Source organism: Microvirga sp. 17 mud 1-3, assembly GCF_003151255.1.
Classification (GTDB): Bacteria; Pseudomonadota; Alphaproteobacteria; order Rhizobiales; family Beijerinckiaceae; genus Microvirga.
The window spans coordinates 4,084,158-4,096,791 of the sequence record NZ_CP029481.1; the positions used below are offsets into that span (position 1 = coordinate 4,084,158).

Consider the following 12,634-nt stretch of genomic DNA (forward strand, 5'->3'; position numbering starts at 1 on the left):
GAATTGCAAATGATCAGGGGTATCGGCCTCCGGAAGCAGAGGGCCACCGGAGAAGCTGCCAACCGTTCCAAGATTATGTCGGACCAACCAGTTATTTGGACTCACCCAAACAAAGAACTCTCTCGGCACTACATCAGCGACTAGCATAAGTTCATTCTCTAGCAATCAGTCTCCGCACCCCTGAGTTACCGATCTCCTCCGAAAGTCAAGTGAGGGGCGTCAGTGGATTGGAGGCCGCTTGCCGATAGGTCCTGCCTGTATGGCAGATCGCCCGATTGCCCGACACATTCGCCACACACATTAGATTCGACTTTTGGCAGCAGCTTGGCCATAATATCTTAGATCCTAATGGCAGAGAAAGACGAATGCTGATCGGATACAGCAGAACATCAAGCCTGGAGCAGGTTGCAGGGCTCGAAGCATAGGAGCGTGAGCTGAAAGCTCTTGGGTGTGAGAAGCTCTTCATGGAGCAAACGAGTGCAGTAGGTCCTCGAAAGCAGCTAGAGGCCGCCCTGGAGTTCGCCCGTGAAGGCGACACGTTAGCCGTCACGAAACTGGATAGGCTTGCCCGATCTGTCCGGCACCTTGGCGAAATCGTAGAGCGGTTGGAGAAGAATGGGGTTGCCCTTCGCATTCTCAACCTTGGAATTGACACTAACACTCCAACTGGACGCCTGATGCTTAATCTCCTGGGTAGCATCGCTCAATTTGAGCGGGAGATAATGCTAGAGCGCCAAAAGGAGGGAGTAGCCAAGGCGAAGGCTGAAGGTAAGTACAAAGGCCGCAAGCCAACGGCACGAACCAAGGTCGATGAGATTAAGGCTCTAGCCCTACAAGGTATAGGCAAGCGAGAAATAGCCCAAAGGCTCGGCTTAGGAGAGCGGTCTGTCTACCGGATGTTGAGTGCTCAGTAAGCTCTCCAGCTTGTCCCATCGATCCTTGTAATCAGCCGTGTTGAGACGTGAGTGATCAATGATCCCACGGGTCTTATACTGCTTACAGCGCTCCTTAGCCTCTTCAGGCGTGCAGACGAAGTAGGTCGGAGCGTCATCCAATCCGTTGAGGCAGACGAAGATGTAAACAATGCTCGATTTGATGCGGTCACGCATGATCGGCCAACCTACGCTCTTCTTCGAGCGGATCGCCTTCACCTGAACGCTAATTGCCCTCCCGTTCTTTTCTGCAAATAGATCGATTGCCTTAGCATTGCCCATTGTGAGAGCGACCGAATACCCTCGGCGATAGAGTTCGGCGGCCACGAAATATTCACCAGCTAGATGAGTTGAGTTTCTCTCAATAGGCGCCTCAGTCACGTTTCGAGTCCCTTTGTTCTATCCCCTGCTTCTTGCCTTCAGGGAGGCCCTCGAACATAGCATCCAGATGTTTGGGCTGTGTGATCATCTGATCCGCAATGAGGTTCACGAGCCCGAACAGCTTAGTGGCAGTCGCCTTGTCATCTCGCAAATCAATGCTGCCTGGATGGACGGCCTCGTTTCCAACGACACGGACAATATCCAAAGCTTTTTGCATTCTCGCATCGAGGCCCTTCTTAACCAGGGAGCCAATGTCCCTATTGATATCAGTCCCACTCTCTCCAAGGTGTTTTAAGAGCTTCTGAATGCATAAACGTAAGAGCGCTGCAGCGCCTCTCGGCGACTGATTCACGATCGATGCAGCTTCAAGAAAATCTTGTCGGATCTCCTCTGGGAGATCGTCATTCGGTTCAATCTCATACTTGACATGAGGGTATGTCAGCTTGTCGGCAATCCATATTGAAAGCGCATTGCAACTATAGCACTCGCTCACAAAGACATTTCCGAGTTCAGGAGCGTTGTAGGGAGAGGCCTCTGATGGGAAGAAGAATGGCACTTTAGAAGATGACTTCTCGAACCAAAGAACCAACTTCTCCTTCACTTCCTCATCAATATCCTTGTCTCTTTTGACCCTTTCGGCACTCTCGACATCGGGGATATGGGGTCTACTATCCTTCTTATAACGCCCGCCAAAGGTCTGAAACCATGTCTGGTGGGCAATAGCCCCACAATGCGGGCATGTGAAAGATTCTGCGCCTAGAGTAGGCTCAACGTGTTTGGTTGCCATCTTAAGAACCTATAGAAGCAGTTCGCCTTGCTTGTTGTCGTTTAAGCGGATCACTCCAAGGAGCTGCCAAGTTTGAGGTCGCTTTGCCATGTTACCAACAGCGAAAGCCATACCCTTCGTAGGATACTCTTCGTTATAGACTTGAGACATCCATTTTAGAGTTTCTGCCTCACTATGCCGGTTGCACCCGCTCCAGAACATGGTGTGAGTTTCCCAATCACCGCACTCATAATCATGCTTTCCAGCATCGTCCTCAAACTTGAAGCGGAACTCATAAGGTGAGGGTTCAAGCTCCGCTAATTCCTTATCAAACATGGATGTTTGACGTGCAGCATGCCGGTAGGCTTCTTGAGCCTCTTCGACCTCAACTGCATTCCTACGCTTGTAGTAAAATTTCGGGTTTCTTGGACGAATGAGAGCAAGTGATTTGCCACTCTCTTCTGCTGCCTTACCCGAAGGCATGATCATAGGAACAAGGAGGCGTGTTCGTTCAGCCTTTGAAAGTTGCCCGTCTACGACCAGAGACTCCTCGTGAACGTGGCAACTTTCTTCTCTCTTGTCCTTCGTCGGACGGTGGTGGTCAAACTTTACCCAATCCCACCGCTTGAAACTCGCCTCTCCGCTTAAATGGCGGAATCGAACGGGAAATAGTCGCTTCCATTGCCGGTCCAGGGTTACCCCGGCGCAGCACACTGTTTCCCCGTAAGTCTTGCTAGGCTGCGGGAGAGCTTTAACTAGAACGACGACTCGGGAGGAGGTGACGGTTCCTGACATAGCGATTGGGATCATCGCCATAGAGATCAAAAATTACAAGCTCCTGTTGCATCAGACGTTGGGATACAATCGAGCGGTGGCAGGTTTGAGGATCACGCTCAAAACACATGAGGCAGGTCACAGCCTCACGAACGATCTCACCTAATTCCTGTAGAGCCTCTTGAGCCGGACCGGATTTGAGATGTCTCGTATAAACACGCCGGAAGTCATCGTAGCGCCCCGCACGAGCCGCCTCTCTCCCTTCCTTGGGGTCACCAAGGTCGATGAAGTGCTCATAACGTATACCAGCGGCTTCCAGGTGCTGCCGAAGGGCGTTCTTGGAGAAACCCTTCTTACGAGAGAGCGCAACCGCCCGCACATCGACGAGCACCTCTATGCCAACGGCCTTCAAGGTGCTGACGAAGCGCCCAATATCGGTGCCTTCATAGCCTATGGTGTAGATGACGGACATCGCTCCTCTCGGAGCACCCTGTAGGCTTCCTGTCAATAGATGTATAGGGGCAGCCCTAGAGATGGCTCACGATACAGGCTGCGCCCGATGCCATTAAAAGTCTTTCTTCAACGCTGGAGCGGCAGCCTCTTCTTTCTTCGTGCCTGCCCTTCCTAGGATCGCCTCCAGCGCCGCATTGCAGGTCAGCCCCATCACGAGACGGCCTTCGGCATCAGCTTCCTTCGGAGCCTCTCCCGATAGCTGGAGCAGCTTGCGTTGGGGTTCGACCTTCTTCTGGTGCTCTGCCAACATTGCCGAGAACTTTTGCGAAGACGTTGCCCATACTGCATCGGTATCGACCTTTTGTTCCTTGAAGGAGGCATCGATCACACGCATAGCGGCCTTGGCCTGCTCCACTTGTTCAGGCTTCAGGGTCGTAGGGACAATGACTAACCCCATATCAATCGGCTTTGAGCACCACTGAACGGTCAGGTAGTAATTGTACACCTTCGCCAATTCCTGGTCGGGACTGGAGCCTTGCGGAGTCTGTGGTTTGGTCGCCTGCATCGATGGACTTGATTGGCCGGAAGCGTTCGGAGCAGAGGTGGAGGCCTGCATAGCGGCTGAAGGCTTTGCCTCTTTATGGTAGGCCTGAACGCAGCCCTCGATAGCCTTGGTAGCTTGGGAAATGTTCGTATACGGAACGGCGATGTTGTAAGCTCGTCCCTCTGAAAGACCCCTTACAAAAGCGGTCATACGTCCTGTGTCCCCTAGGCGCTCAAGAAGCTCCGGGTTCTCACGGATAGAGACACCAAGCTCCTTGGCTGACCGAGCAATCATGTTGATCGAGATCGGTCTTCTGCCTCCAGAAGTATGAATCTCTGCCGGATAGGTTTCATTCTCGATGAAGGTTGCATCGCTAACGAAGAGGCGAAGTTCTTTGCCGTCCGCTTCCGTGGCCGAGAAGCCGAGAGTGACCTGACTACCCTTCACGGGTGTCCAGGCTGCACAGCGCTTGAAAGCGCCTTGTTCATCCACAACGGGGCGACCACCCCAATTCTCAATATCGAACGAATAGAGTCTTTGAGGCGTTGTCGCCGATGCCGATTGTACTCCCTCTTCAGGACACTTCGAGTAGGTGACGGTTGAACGATTACGCCCCATTGTTCGCTTAAGGCGACCGCCGATCAGCTCGACGGTTTCCTTCGACTCGAATGTCTCGCCCTCGCTCTCGCAACGCATTAGCAACTCGAAAGCCGTTCCTCTTGGAGTCGACTGGACGATCTTGCATTCACTTTCGTATGCCTTGAGAGCGTTAGACGTGTAGGTGAACAGTCCCTCTGTCTCACCAACTGACCCTTTGCAGACGCTTGAATCGTTCACGTACCACTTGCCCGCCCAGGGCTTGGTCTGTGCATAGGATTCGACAGACCAGCTCCCTAGGAGCATTGCGGTCAGTGCGCTTGCGATTCTCATCCATGACATTGGCAGCTGTCCCGGCCCTGAAATTGTCAGGCTGCACGTTGGGCGGCGATGAACATCGGCACCACGAAAGCCAACCCTCCGATAAGAACTTCGGTCACAACCGCTGCAACGAGAGCCGTCACGACCGGGACTTGCCGGGCAATGAGCTTGGTCGAGGCGGTTAGGAGCGGCGCATTGATCACCACCCATGCGCCGAGCAGGAGGAGGGCACTGGTCTGAAGCGCTCCTTGCCGATCGAGGGTATGCAGCTTGAGTGAGAGTATGGCCTGATTCAGGAACTCAATGTTCGGATTGATCAGGAAAAGGGCGTAAAGGAAAACCCCGACCAAGCAGGATGCCAAGGCATTGATGCCAACTCGATAGAGGAACTTGGGTGTCGGCTTGGCGGCGGCCACCTTGAAGCCGATCCAATGGAATGCGGCTTGGATCACGATCCCTACCAAGACCGCCACGAAAACAAACACCATCATTTGGTCCCCCTTGTTTTGTTTCTATTGGGTGCCCGTAGGTTCACGGGCTTTTTGCAGAACCCCGCCAATCCACCGGATGGGGACCGCAACCCTTTTATTGGTTATAATCAATATGTAACTCTGACAAGAGGCCCTTGGATTCCCTCCATGAGAATCCAACAAGCCCTTGCAAAGAACGTCCGAAATTATCGGAATGCAGCCGGTTTATCCCAATGGCAGCTAGTTGAGCGGATCGAGAACCTGGGACCCCAAACTGGAATTGATCAGGCTTACATTTCACTTCTGGAAAACGGTAAGAAGAACCCAACTCTGATATCCCTTTGGTTCATTGCAGAGGCCTTGAATGTCACCGTTGCGGAACTCGTCGATGAGAGTGACTTAGGCTGAAAGCTTCGCCAATTTCTCGGCAATCTTTTCGGGTTTCAGGTGCGTGTACCGACTCAACATCCGGAGATCTCGGTGACCGCTGATCAGCGCCACCTCCGGGACGGATAAGCCTAGCTCGAAGAACCGGGACACGGCCTCATGCCGCAAATCGTGAAGGCGAAGGTCCTTCACACCAGCCTTGATCCTTAATCTCTCCCAAGCCAAGCGAAGGGCATTAGGACTGACTGGAAACACTCGATCCTCTGTCCTCTTGAGGGAAAGCAGGATCTCGATAGCTTTAGGCGTGAGAGGAATGGTTCGAGGATGCCCATTCTTGGTCTTAAGGATACGGGCTGTTCGTCCGTCTAGGTCGATGTCTTGCCATCGGATCGAAAGAAGCTCGCCTCTCCGCATTCCCGTCTCGACGGCAAGGGCAATGAAGGGCTGAACATACCAAGCCGATCTGCTCCCTAATGCATCAATGATCTTCCCGATTTCTCCATCTTCCAAGCGGCGCTCTCTAGGCGTCGAGTCTTTGGGGAGCTTGATGGCATGGACGGGATTGCTTGGGAGGGGTATACCCCATTCCAACCTCGCCACCTCGAACATATGGCGCAACACGACCAGCTCCCGTCGAACGGATGCAGGCTGGACGGCCTTCAGCCGGTCATCCCGGTATCTTGCCGCCGATGCGCCCGAAAGGTCGCAAAGGCGCACGTGAGCTATAGAGTGTCTCTTGAGGATCTGGAGGCGTGAGCGTTCAGCCCTCTCCCCTCGCTTCGTCGGTGTAATCTCGCTCTCATAGCGAGTCAGAAGATCAGCTACCGTGAGCTTGTGAAGGTCACGGATTGTCGGGGGCAGCTCGGCCCGGTCGATCTGAGTTTCGATGCTCCTCGCCCAAGCGGCTGCTTCCATCCTGGTACGGAAGCTCTTGGACATGGGCGGGTGCCCCTCTCGCCTGACTTGGACTTGCCAAGAGGAGCCTCGTTTGCGGATTGTCGCCATACGCACACGTTCTGTTCAGCTGTGACAAATGCTGTGACAGAAGGGTGTTTCTAAGATTTTCGAGGAGGTAGGGCCGCATCAAACCCAAGCTTTGAAAGGGTTTGAACATCGCACCTTTGTGAGCACTTCTGGACTTATGTGAAGCCTTCGGAGGGCAACGCTCTATCCAGCTGAGCTACGGGTGCTTTGAGGCGTGCGGCCTAGCGACTCCAGTAACCGATTAGGGGCGCGAGGGCAACCTCCCGGATGAGGGTCGGTTTTGGACGCCTCGGCCTCCCAGACGATTCGGTCGAGCAGGTTCTGCCAGTAGATCGTGCGTGGGAAGGCAAAGGGCCGGACCTCGCCAAGGGAATCTTGCCCCTGCGACAGGGTCCGCACCAGGCCCAGCGCGTCCCGGCGCTTGAGGTCCGCCTTCCCAACCGGGAGCCATAGGGCCAGCCGGCGGAGGGCGGTAGCGTTCAGGCCGTCCTGCCGTCCGGCTGTCAGAACGGCCTCCCAGGTGCGGTCCTTGTAGAAGAGGCCCCTTGCAAGCGCGATGAGCCTGGAGGCCTCTGGGGGGCCGATCAGGGACCGCGCCTGCGCCCGCGCCAGGGTAGCGCGGATGTTCACCAGCGCCTCTGTTAGGGGGATATGGCCCAGCTCCGCCGGCCCGTGCTGGACGGCCACCTCGTCGTCGCCGTCGAGGAGCCCGTCGCGATAGGCCGCGAAGATTCGCCCGATTCCGCTCATGCCGAAGGCGTGGAGCTCGGCGGCGCGCAGGGCCCCCATGCTCGCCGCGCCGTAGACCGCGATGCCGCGGGACAGGGCCCAGAGGATCTCCTTGTGCCAGGGCGAGGGCGCCGTCTCGAAGAGACCGTCGATGAGGCCGATAGCGACAGGAATTGCGCCCTCAGCGCCTTCGCGGACGGCCTTGGCGATGTCGCCGCAGGCCGCCGGCGGGCGGAACGTGAGGCCAGGATAGGCTGCCCTGTCCCGAGCCGTGAGGCTCGGCCCAGCGAAGACGATCACGCTCATCGGTGCTCCAGCCCCCTCAGGCGCTTCCCCGGCCGGAAGGCGGGCTTCCGGTCCATGCCCTCAAGATCCGGAATGACGATCCGCACGCACGGGATGCCGATCTCTGGATCCATCAGGTCGACCATCGCGACGCTCGTGATTCCACACCTTTCCAGATGCCTGAGAACAGCCGCGACGTCTGCCTCGATACTCTCTCCGTCCAGGGATGCGGTCTGCACGGCGCGTACCGCCTGCGCCCTCTCGCCTCGTTCGCCGACGAGGAGATGGCCGAGATTCTCGTGCCAGTCGATGAGGGGATATCGCTCGGGCGGCAGGTCCTCCCGTGCCCCATGGATGAATGCCAGACGGCTCTGGGCCGCCTCGCCGAGGGCGCGGCACAGCGCGACGCCCGCGCAGGGATGGCATCCGCTGCCGCCGAACCGTCCCAGGAAGGGCGGCCTCCCGTCACAATCGTCGATCGTACAGGCGAAGCTCGGGATGCCGATGTCGGACGTCGTCTCCCACAGGGCGACCCTCATGCGGGCGGCCCGGAACCGGCGGAGCATCTCGGCCGCCCCGTCATCGATGACGGAGCGAAGGTCGATCCGGGTCGCAGCGCGCCTTTCCGGCGCTCGATGGCGCCAGAGCGTCAGCGCATCCCGCTCGATCAGCTCGCAGATGGCATGAAGCTGCGCCTCGGCCAGGGAATTGCCGGCCGCGAGACCGTTGCTGCTCGCGAGAAAGCGCCCGTGTCCGGGCCGCAGGGGCAGGGCAAAATCCGTGGTGACGAGTTCCTCCGGGACGAGGATGTCCCGCTTCCGAAGGATGTCGCGGCCCTCCATCCAGGGGATCGGCGTGTCGCGGCGCAGGCGCTTCCGCAGAAGGTGCCGCGGGAGCGCCACATCGCCCGCCTCCAGCCTGTTGAGGGAAGTCTGAAGCCGGGACGGAGGCGTCCGCTGGGCGCAGTGGGATTCCACCGATTCCATGATCGCCGAGACCTTCGCGGCCTCGGGCGTCAGGCCCTTGCCCTGCTGGACCGTGAGCCCGCGGGCCAGCGGCCGCACGGACATGGCGACAGGAATCCCCACATAGTCGAGCCCGGTAATATCCGCGACACGGGTGATGCCGAGCGCCCCGAGGCTCGGGCGGAGCCCGGCGAGAGTCTCGTTTGGATGGCAGATCCGGTGGGTTCCCTGGAAGAACCTCTTGAGGTCCGTCCGCTTCCCTTCGGCCAAGGTCTAGCCCTTTGAGCCGCGCGGCCGCCTGCCCGTGCCGGTCTTCGTCCCCGTCCTCGCTCGTGACTTGGTGGTTGCCTTGGCGGCTGTTTTGGCGCCTGCCCTGCCGCCGGTCTTCACGGCGGCCCTGCCCTTGCGTGCACTGCCCGTCTGGCCGTAGGGCGGGATGAAATCCGCATTGGCCACGACCACGAGGTCGATCAGAACCGCCTCGCCTCTCGCCGGAGCCTTATTGAGGATTTCGTCGACCTGACCGCCCTTCAGGCCCTCGAATTTCGAGCGGCGATAATCCTCCAGCTGCGTCGAGGGGATCACATAGATGCGCCCTCCGATCCGAACGAACAGAGCCTCGTCTGACATTTCGGGAAAAGGAACTTCGGGCATGGATCGCCTCACCGCGGTTGGAGAACGCTTCGGATGGAGCGCCGCTCAGCCAGGAATTCCAGCCTTCCTGAGCAGATCCTCCATCGGATCGAATCGTCTGTCTGCGGTAAATTTGGAGCGGGAACGCCAATCGGAGATGCGGAATTTCGGATAACGCACGAGGAATTCCTCGGTAGTCTTTTTCGCCGCATCGGCCGCGCCCTGCGCCACGAGGGACGCGATCAGGATCCGGAAGGCCATCTCGGGTTTCTGGCGCCCGAGCAGCGCCTGGCGCGCCACGCGCGCGGCCTGTGCGAAGTCTCGCTCGAAGAAATACGCGAAGCCCTTCGCGCAGAGCGGGTGGTAGATCTTCGGATCGAGCGGGCTCAGCGCCATGGCCCTGTCGGCGAATTCGTGGGCCTTTCCCAGATCATCGAGATAAACCCGCACCATGCTGCTGCGCATCCACCCCTCGGCATAGTTCGGGTTGAGCTTGACGGAGCGGTCGATCCAGGCCGCCCCGGCCTCGAAATCGCCCGTGAGGGCCGAGATGGCGTGGCCGCTCAGGCAGAGTGCTACAGGATCGTTGATGTCGGCCTCGATAGCCGCCCAGGCGAGGCGAAGCCCCTCCTCGATCTCCCGTGGCCCCGGCGAGCCCCATCCCTGATCGTTCTGCGCCGCATAGCATGCGGCTGCGTGCGCGAGAGCCGGTGCATAGTTCGGATCAAGCGCAAGCGCGCGCTTGAGGAGTTGCAGTGCCTGCTCGTTGGCGGCTGCCGTCAGGGCGAGCCGAAGCGACAGAGCCTGAAGATAGAAATCGTAGGCGTCCAGGCTCTCGGGCGGCTTCCTGCGGGCGCGTTCCATCTCGCTGAAGACGATCCGCGGCTCGATGGCCGTGACGGTCCGTTCGGTAATTGCGTCCTGCAGCGCGAAGATGTCCGAAAGATTCTCGTCGAAGCGGTCGGCCCACAGGGTGCCGCCGCTCTCCGTATCCACGAGCTGCGCCGAGACGCGCACCCGCTCGCCCGAGCGCTGGAGGCTTCCGGTCACCAGGAACCTGACGCCGAGTTCGGCGGCGACCTGTGGCAATTCGAGATTCCGGCCCCTGTAGGAGAGCGCGGATTCGCGCGCCACGACGAACAGATTGCGGAACAGAGACAGGGCCGCGACGATGCCCTCCACGATCCCGTCGGCGAAATAGTCCTGCTCCGGATCGCGGCTCAGATTGACGAAAGGAAGAACCGCAACCGAGGAATGCCTGACGTTCCGCCCGGGCTTCGGGGGATCATCGAGCAAGACTTTTGCGACGGGCACCGCATCCTGCGGGAGAGCCGCGATCTCGCTCGGCGAAAGCCCGAAGATCCGCACCGGCCGGGCGATGTTCTTCAGGTAATGCTCGCCCATATCGGTGAACGGCGCGGAAATCTTGTCGCGGATTTGCTCGAAAGTCGCCTGTGACAGGCAGATGCCGCCGGGCTCGGCAAGCGCCTCCAGCCTCGCCGTGACGTTGACGCCGTCGCCGAAGATGTCGTCCTGCTCGACGATGACGTCGCTCACGTTGATTGCCGCACGGAAGACGATGGTGTTCGCATCGTCCTCACGGCGGCGTCCGATCATGCCGTGCTGAATGGCCAGCGCACAGGCGACGGCGTCGATCACGCTCGGGAACTCCGCCAGAAGGCCGTCCCCCGTGTTCTTTACGATCCGCGCACGGAAACTGGAGATGAGTGGATCGATCAGCTCCGCCCGGTGACGCTTGAGCGCCCGGTGCGTGCCACCTTCGTCGGCGCGCATGAGCCGGCTGTATCCGGCTACGTCGAGCGCGAGCACGGCTGCAAGACGATGGGTGGCACTGTCCATGTCCATGGCGACCCTCTGCCGTTTCTCGCCGAACCGGGACGCGCTAAGAGAAATTCTCGGCGTTTCCCCGCATTGATGCAAGGCGGAAAGCAAAGAGCAGGCGCCCGACACGCCCGTTCGCCGCGTCGGGTTGCTTTTCTATGACAGAGAGCGCGATGCGCCGGATTGTCAGATCAGCTTGTCGAGGTTCAGGATGAGATTGACCCAGGCCGAGGCAACCGCCGTGGAGGTCGTAACCGTATTGATCCAGAACACGACGGCCTCGGGAATGGCATGACCGAACATTCGGGTATTCCTTTCCGTTTCCTGTCAGGCCTCGTCGACGGCAGCGCGCCGCCGGAGACCATATCCGAGCCCGACCACGACAACGGCCGCCACGACGGCCGCCGGGATCTCGACCCGGTGAGCGAGTTCGCGCCCCAGCTGATCGATGACCCAGGGATCGGATACCAGCATCTCGCCCGCAACCCATCCCAGGAGCGCCGCCCCGGCCCAGACGAGGATCGGGAGCCGGTCGAGCAGGGCCATGATGATCGCCGCTCCGGCGATGATGAGCGGAATCGAGATGGCAAGCCCCAGCACCAGGAGCAGGGTGGAATCCTGCGCGACGGCCGCGATGGCCAGGACATTGTCGAGGCTCATGACCGCATCCGCCACCGCGATGGTCCAGACGGCGTGCCAGAGCCGGTCGGTCTGCCTGACCGATCCTTCGCCCTCCTCGCCGACGAGCAGCTTCACGGCGATCCACAGAAGCAGCACGCCGCCGATCACTTTGAGAAAGGGCGTGGCCAGGAGAGCGATGACCAGAACGGTGAAGATGATCCGCAGGCCCACGGCGACGCCGGCGCCGAGGACCATGCCCATGCGGCGGCGGTGGGGCGGCAGGCCGCGGCAGGCCATGGCGATCACCACGGCGTTGTCGCCCGAGAGAATGATGTTGATCCAGATGATCCCGAGGATCTTCAGGACCGAAGGGAGAAGAGTTTCCATAATAGGCAGGGCTTCGATAGGCGCATGGGCCGTCGCAACGGCGGGCGCGACAGGGCGGGATTGGGAGCGGCGCCCTATCGCGCGCAGGCGACAGGGATCGACAGGAGATCAAGGGCTCCCGCGGCGGCGATGTCAGGTGCGCGGAGGCCCTGTCGCGCGCATCCCGCCCGGCTGCCAGGCAGGCAGTGTCGGCGAAGCGCTGTTCCGGTCACGCGAGGCGGCCAGCATCACATCGCGAAGGGAGGGCGGCGCCGCTGCCATGTATGGGTCGGAACCGGCATTTCCGTCATCCCAGGAATCCATGGGGTCCCCGTCGAGGCCTTCCCCGGCCTCGACCGCCAGGGCGAACTGGGCTGCGAAATCCTGCCTCAAGGGGTCCTGGCCCCACCCGAAATGCACGGCCGACAGCACCACGAGCAGGAACAGCGCCTGCAGTCTTCGGATGAGACGGGATGGTTGCGGCTGCGGCAAGGCTCGATCCAGCGGGCTTGAGGCCTCGGATCCTGCTAGCCGATCAGAAGCCGCGGGGCAATTCAACCCTGGAATGCAGCGCCTGCCGGAAA

At 59.4% G+C, this 12,634-nt stretch carries 15 protein-coding genes; 2 read left to right on the forward strand and 13 right to left on the reverse strand.

Annotated elements, in window-relative coordinates; all coding sequences use genetic code 11:
• Positions 1-464: 464 nt before the first annotated feature.
• Positions 465-914 carry a recombinase family protein gene (locus C4E04_RS19190; protein WP_371682014.1) on the forward strand — a complete coding sequence of 150 codons (450 nt, stop codon included), beginning with the start codon at positions 465-467 and terminating at the stop codon, positions 912-914.
• On the opposite strand, the gene C4E04_RS21030 is transcribed toward C4E04_RS19190, so the two are convergent.
• The 6 genes from C4E04_RS21030 to C4E04_RS19215 form a co-directional block, all read right to left on the reverse strand.
• Complete coding sequence (locus C4E04_RS21030; protein ID WP_162559478.1) at positions 873-1,259, reverse strand: hypothetical protein; 387 nt, start codon at positions 1,257-1,259, stop codon at positions 873-875. The two genes, C4E04_RS19190 and C4E04_RS21030, sit on opposite strands and share 42 nt — an antisense overlap.
• 46 nt (positions 1,260-1,305) lie before the next feature.
• Positions 1,306-2,100 carry a DUF4145 domain-containing protein gene (locus C4E04_RS19195; protein WP_109600064.1) on the reverse strand — a complete coding sequence of 265 codons (795 nt, stop codon included), beginning with the start codon at positions 2,098-2,100 and terminating at the stop codon, positions 1,306-1,308.
• A 9-nt stretch (positions 2,101-2,109) separates the two neighbouring features.
• Positions 2,110-2,874, reverse strand: a complete 765-nt coding sequence (locus tag C4E04_RS19200) for a hypothetical protein (RefSeq protein ID WP_245416160.1) — start codon at positions 2,872-2,874, stop codon at positions 2,110-2,112.
• The gene (locus C4E04_RS19205) at positions 2,831-3,325 is read right to left on the reverse strand and encodes a DUF488 family protein (protein WP_109600068.1); all 495 of its coding nucleotides are present in this window, start codon (positions 3,323-3,325) and stop codon (positions 2,831-2,833) included. The genes C4E04_RS19200 and C4E04_RS19205 overlap by 44 nt, the downstream gene beginning before the upstream one ends.
• Before the next feature lie 93 nt (positions 3,326-3,418).
• Positions 3,419-4,687 (reverse strand): hypothetical protein, encoded by a 1,269-nt coding sequence (locus C4E04_RS19210; RefSeq protein ID WP_162559479.1) that lies wholly within the window; start codon positions 4,685-4,687, stop codon positions 3,419-3,421.
• A gap of 128 nt (positions 4,688-4,815) precedes the next feature.
• The gene (locus tag C4E04_RS19215) at positions 4,816-5,259 is read right to left on the reverse strand and encodes a hypothetical protein (protein WP_109600073.1); all 444 of its coding nucleotides are present in this window, start codon (positions 5,257-5,259) and stop codon (positions 4,816-4,818) included.
• 147 nt (positions 5,260-5,406) lie between these two features.
• Here C4E04_RS19215 and C4E04_RS19220 point away from each other — a divergent pair, with 147 nt between their 5' ends.
• Positions 5,407-5,646 (forward strand): helix-turn-helix domain-containing protein, encoded by a 240-nt coding sequence (locus tag C4E04_RS19220; RefSeq protein WP_109600075.1) that lies wholly within the window; start codon positions 5,407-5,409, stop codon positions 5,644-5,646.
• Here the strand turns inward: C4E04_RS19220 and C4E04_RS19225 are convergent.
• The 7 genes from C4E04_RS19225 to C4E04_RS19255 all read right to left on the reverse strand — a co-directional run bounded on the left by C4E04_RS19225 (position 5,638) and on the right by C4E04_RS19255 (position 12,542).
• The gene (locus C4E04_RS19225) at positions 5,638-6,564 is read right to left on the reverse strand and encodes a site-specific integrase (RefSeq protein WP_245416161.1); all 927 of its coding nucleotides are present in this window, start codon (positions 6,562-6,564) and stop codon (positions 5,638-5,640) included. The genes C4E04_RS19220 and C4E04_RS19225 overlap by 9 nt on opposite strands.
• Positions 6,565-6,792: 228 nt before the next feature.
• A complete protein-coding gene (locus C4E04_RS19230) occupies positions 6,793-7,644 on the reverse strand; it encodes a TfuA-like protein (protein ID WP_109600079.1) in 852 nt (283 codons plus the stop codon).
• A complete protein-coding gene (locus C4E04_RS19235; protein WP_109600082.1) occupies positions 7,641-8,858 on the reverse strand; it encodes a YcaO-like family protein in 1,218 nt (405 codons plus the stop codon). Before C4E04_RS19235 ends, C4E04_RS19230 begins: the two co-directional genes overlap by 4 nt.
• Before the next feature lie 3 nt (positions 8,859-8,861).
• Entirely contained in the window at positions 8,862-9,242 is a 381-nt protein-coding gene (locus tag C4E04_RS19240) for a hypothetical protein (protein WP_109600084.1), read from the reverse strand.
• A gap of 45 nt (positions 9,243-9,287) precedes the next feature.
• Entirely contained in the window at positions 9,288-11,087 is a 1,800-nt protein-coding gene (locus tag C4E04_RS19245; protein ID WP_109600086.1) for an adenylate/guanylate cyclase domain-containing protein, read from the reverse strand.
• Positions 11,088-11,390: 303 nt separating this feature from the next.
• The gene (locus C4E04_RS19250) at positions 11,391-12,071 is read right to left on the reverse strand and encodes a TerC family protein (RefSeq protein ID WP_109600088.1); all 681 of its coding nucleotides are present in this window, start codon (positions 12,069-12,071) and stop codon (positions 11,391-11,393) included.
• Positions 12,072-12,203: 132 nt separating this feature from the next.
• Positions 12,204-12,542, reverse strand: coding sequence for a hypothetical protein (locus C4E04_RS19255; RefSeq protein ID WP_109600090.1), 339 nt, complete (start codon positions 12,540-12,542; stop codon positions 12,204-12,206).
• Positions 12,543-12,634 lie beyond the last annotated feature (92 nt).

Excerpts from the sequence above, each read along its gene's own strand:
- C4E04_RS19200 (WP_245416160.1), bottom strand. The coding sequence starts at position 2,874 with ATGTCAGGAACCGTCACCTCCTCCCGAGTCGTCGTTCTAGTTAAAGCT.
- C4E04_RS19245 (WP_109600086.1), bottom strand. The coding sequence starts at position 11,087 with ATGGACATGGACAGTGCCACCCATCGTCTTGCAGCCGTGCTCGCGCTC.
- C4E04_RS19220 (WP_109600075.1), top strand. The coding sequence starts at position 5,407 with ATGAGAATCCAACAAGCCCTTGCAAAGAACGTCCGAAATTATCGGAAT.
- C4E04_RS19205 (WP_109600068.1), bottom strand. The coding sequence starts at position 3,325 with ATGTCCGTCATCTACACCATAGGCTATGAAGGCACCGATATTGGGCGC.
- C4E04_RS19215 (WP_109600073.1), bottom strand. The coding sequence starts at position 5,259 with ATGATGGTGTTTGTTTTCGTGGCGGTCTTGGTAGGGATCGTGATCCAA.
- C4E04_RS19240 (WP_109600084.1), bottom strand. The coding sequence starts at position 9,242 with ATGCCCGAAGTTCCTTTTCCCGAAATGTCAGACGAGGCTCTGTTCGTT.
- C4E04_RS19230 (WP_109600079.1), bottom strand. The coding sequence starts at position 7,644 with ATGAGCGTGATCGTCTTCGCTGGGCCGAGCCTCACGGCTCGGGACAGG.
- C4E04_RS19225 (WP_245416161.1), bottom strand. The coding sequence starts at position 6,564 with ATGTCCAAGAGCTTCCGTACCAGGATGGAAGCAGCCGCTTGGGCGAGG.
- C4E04_RS19195 (WP_109600064.1), bottom strand. The coding sequence starts at position 2,100 with ATGGCAACCAAACACGTTGAGCCTACTCTAGGCGCAGAATCTTTCACA.
- C4E04_RS19190 (WP_371682014.1), top strand. The coding sequence starts at position 465 with ATGGAGCAAACGAGTGCAGTAGGTCCTCGAAAGCAGCTAGAGGCCGCC.
- C4E04_RS19250 (WP_109600088.1), bottom strand. The coding sequence starts at position 12,071 with ATGGAAACTCTTCTCCCTTCGGTCCTGAAGATCCTCGGGATCATCTGG.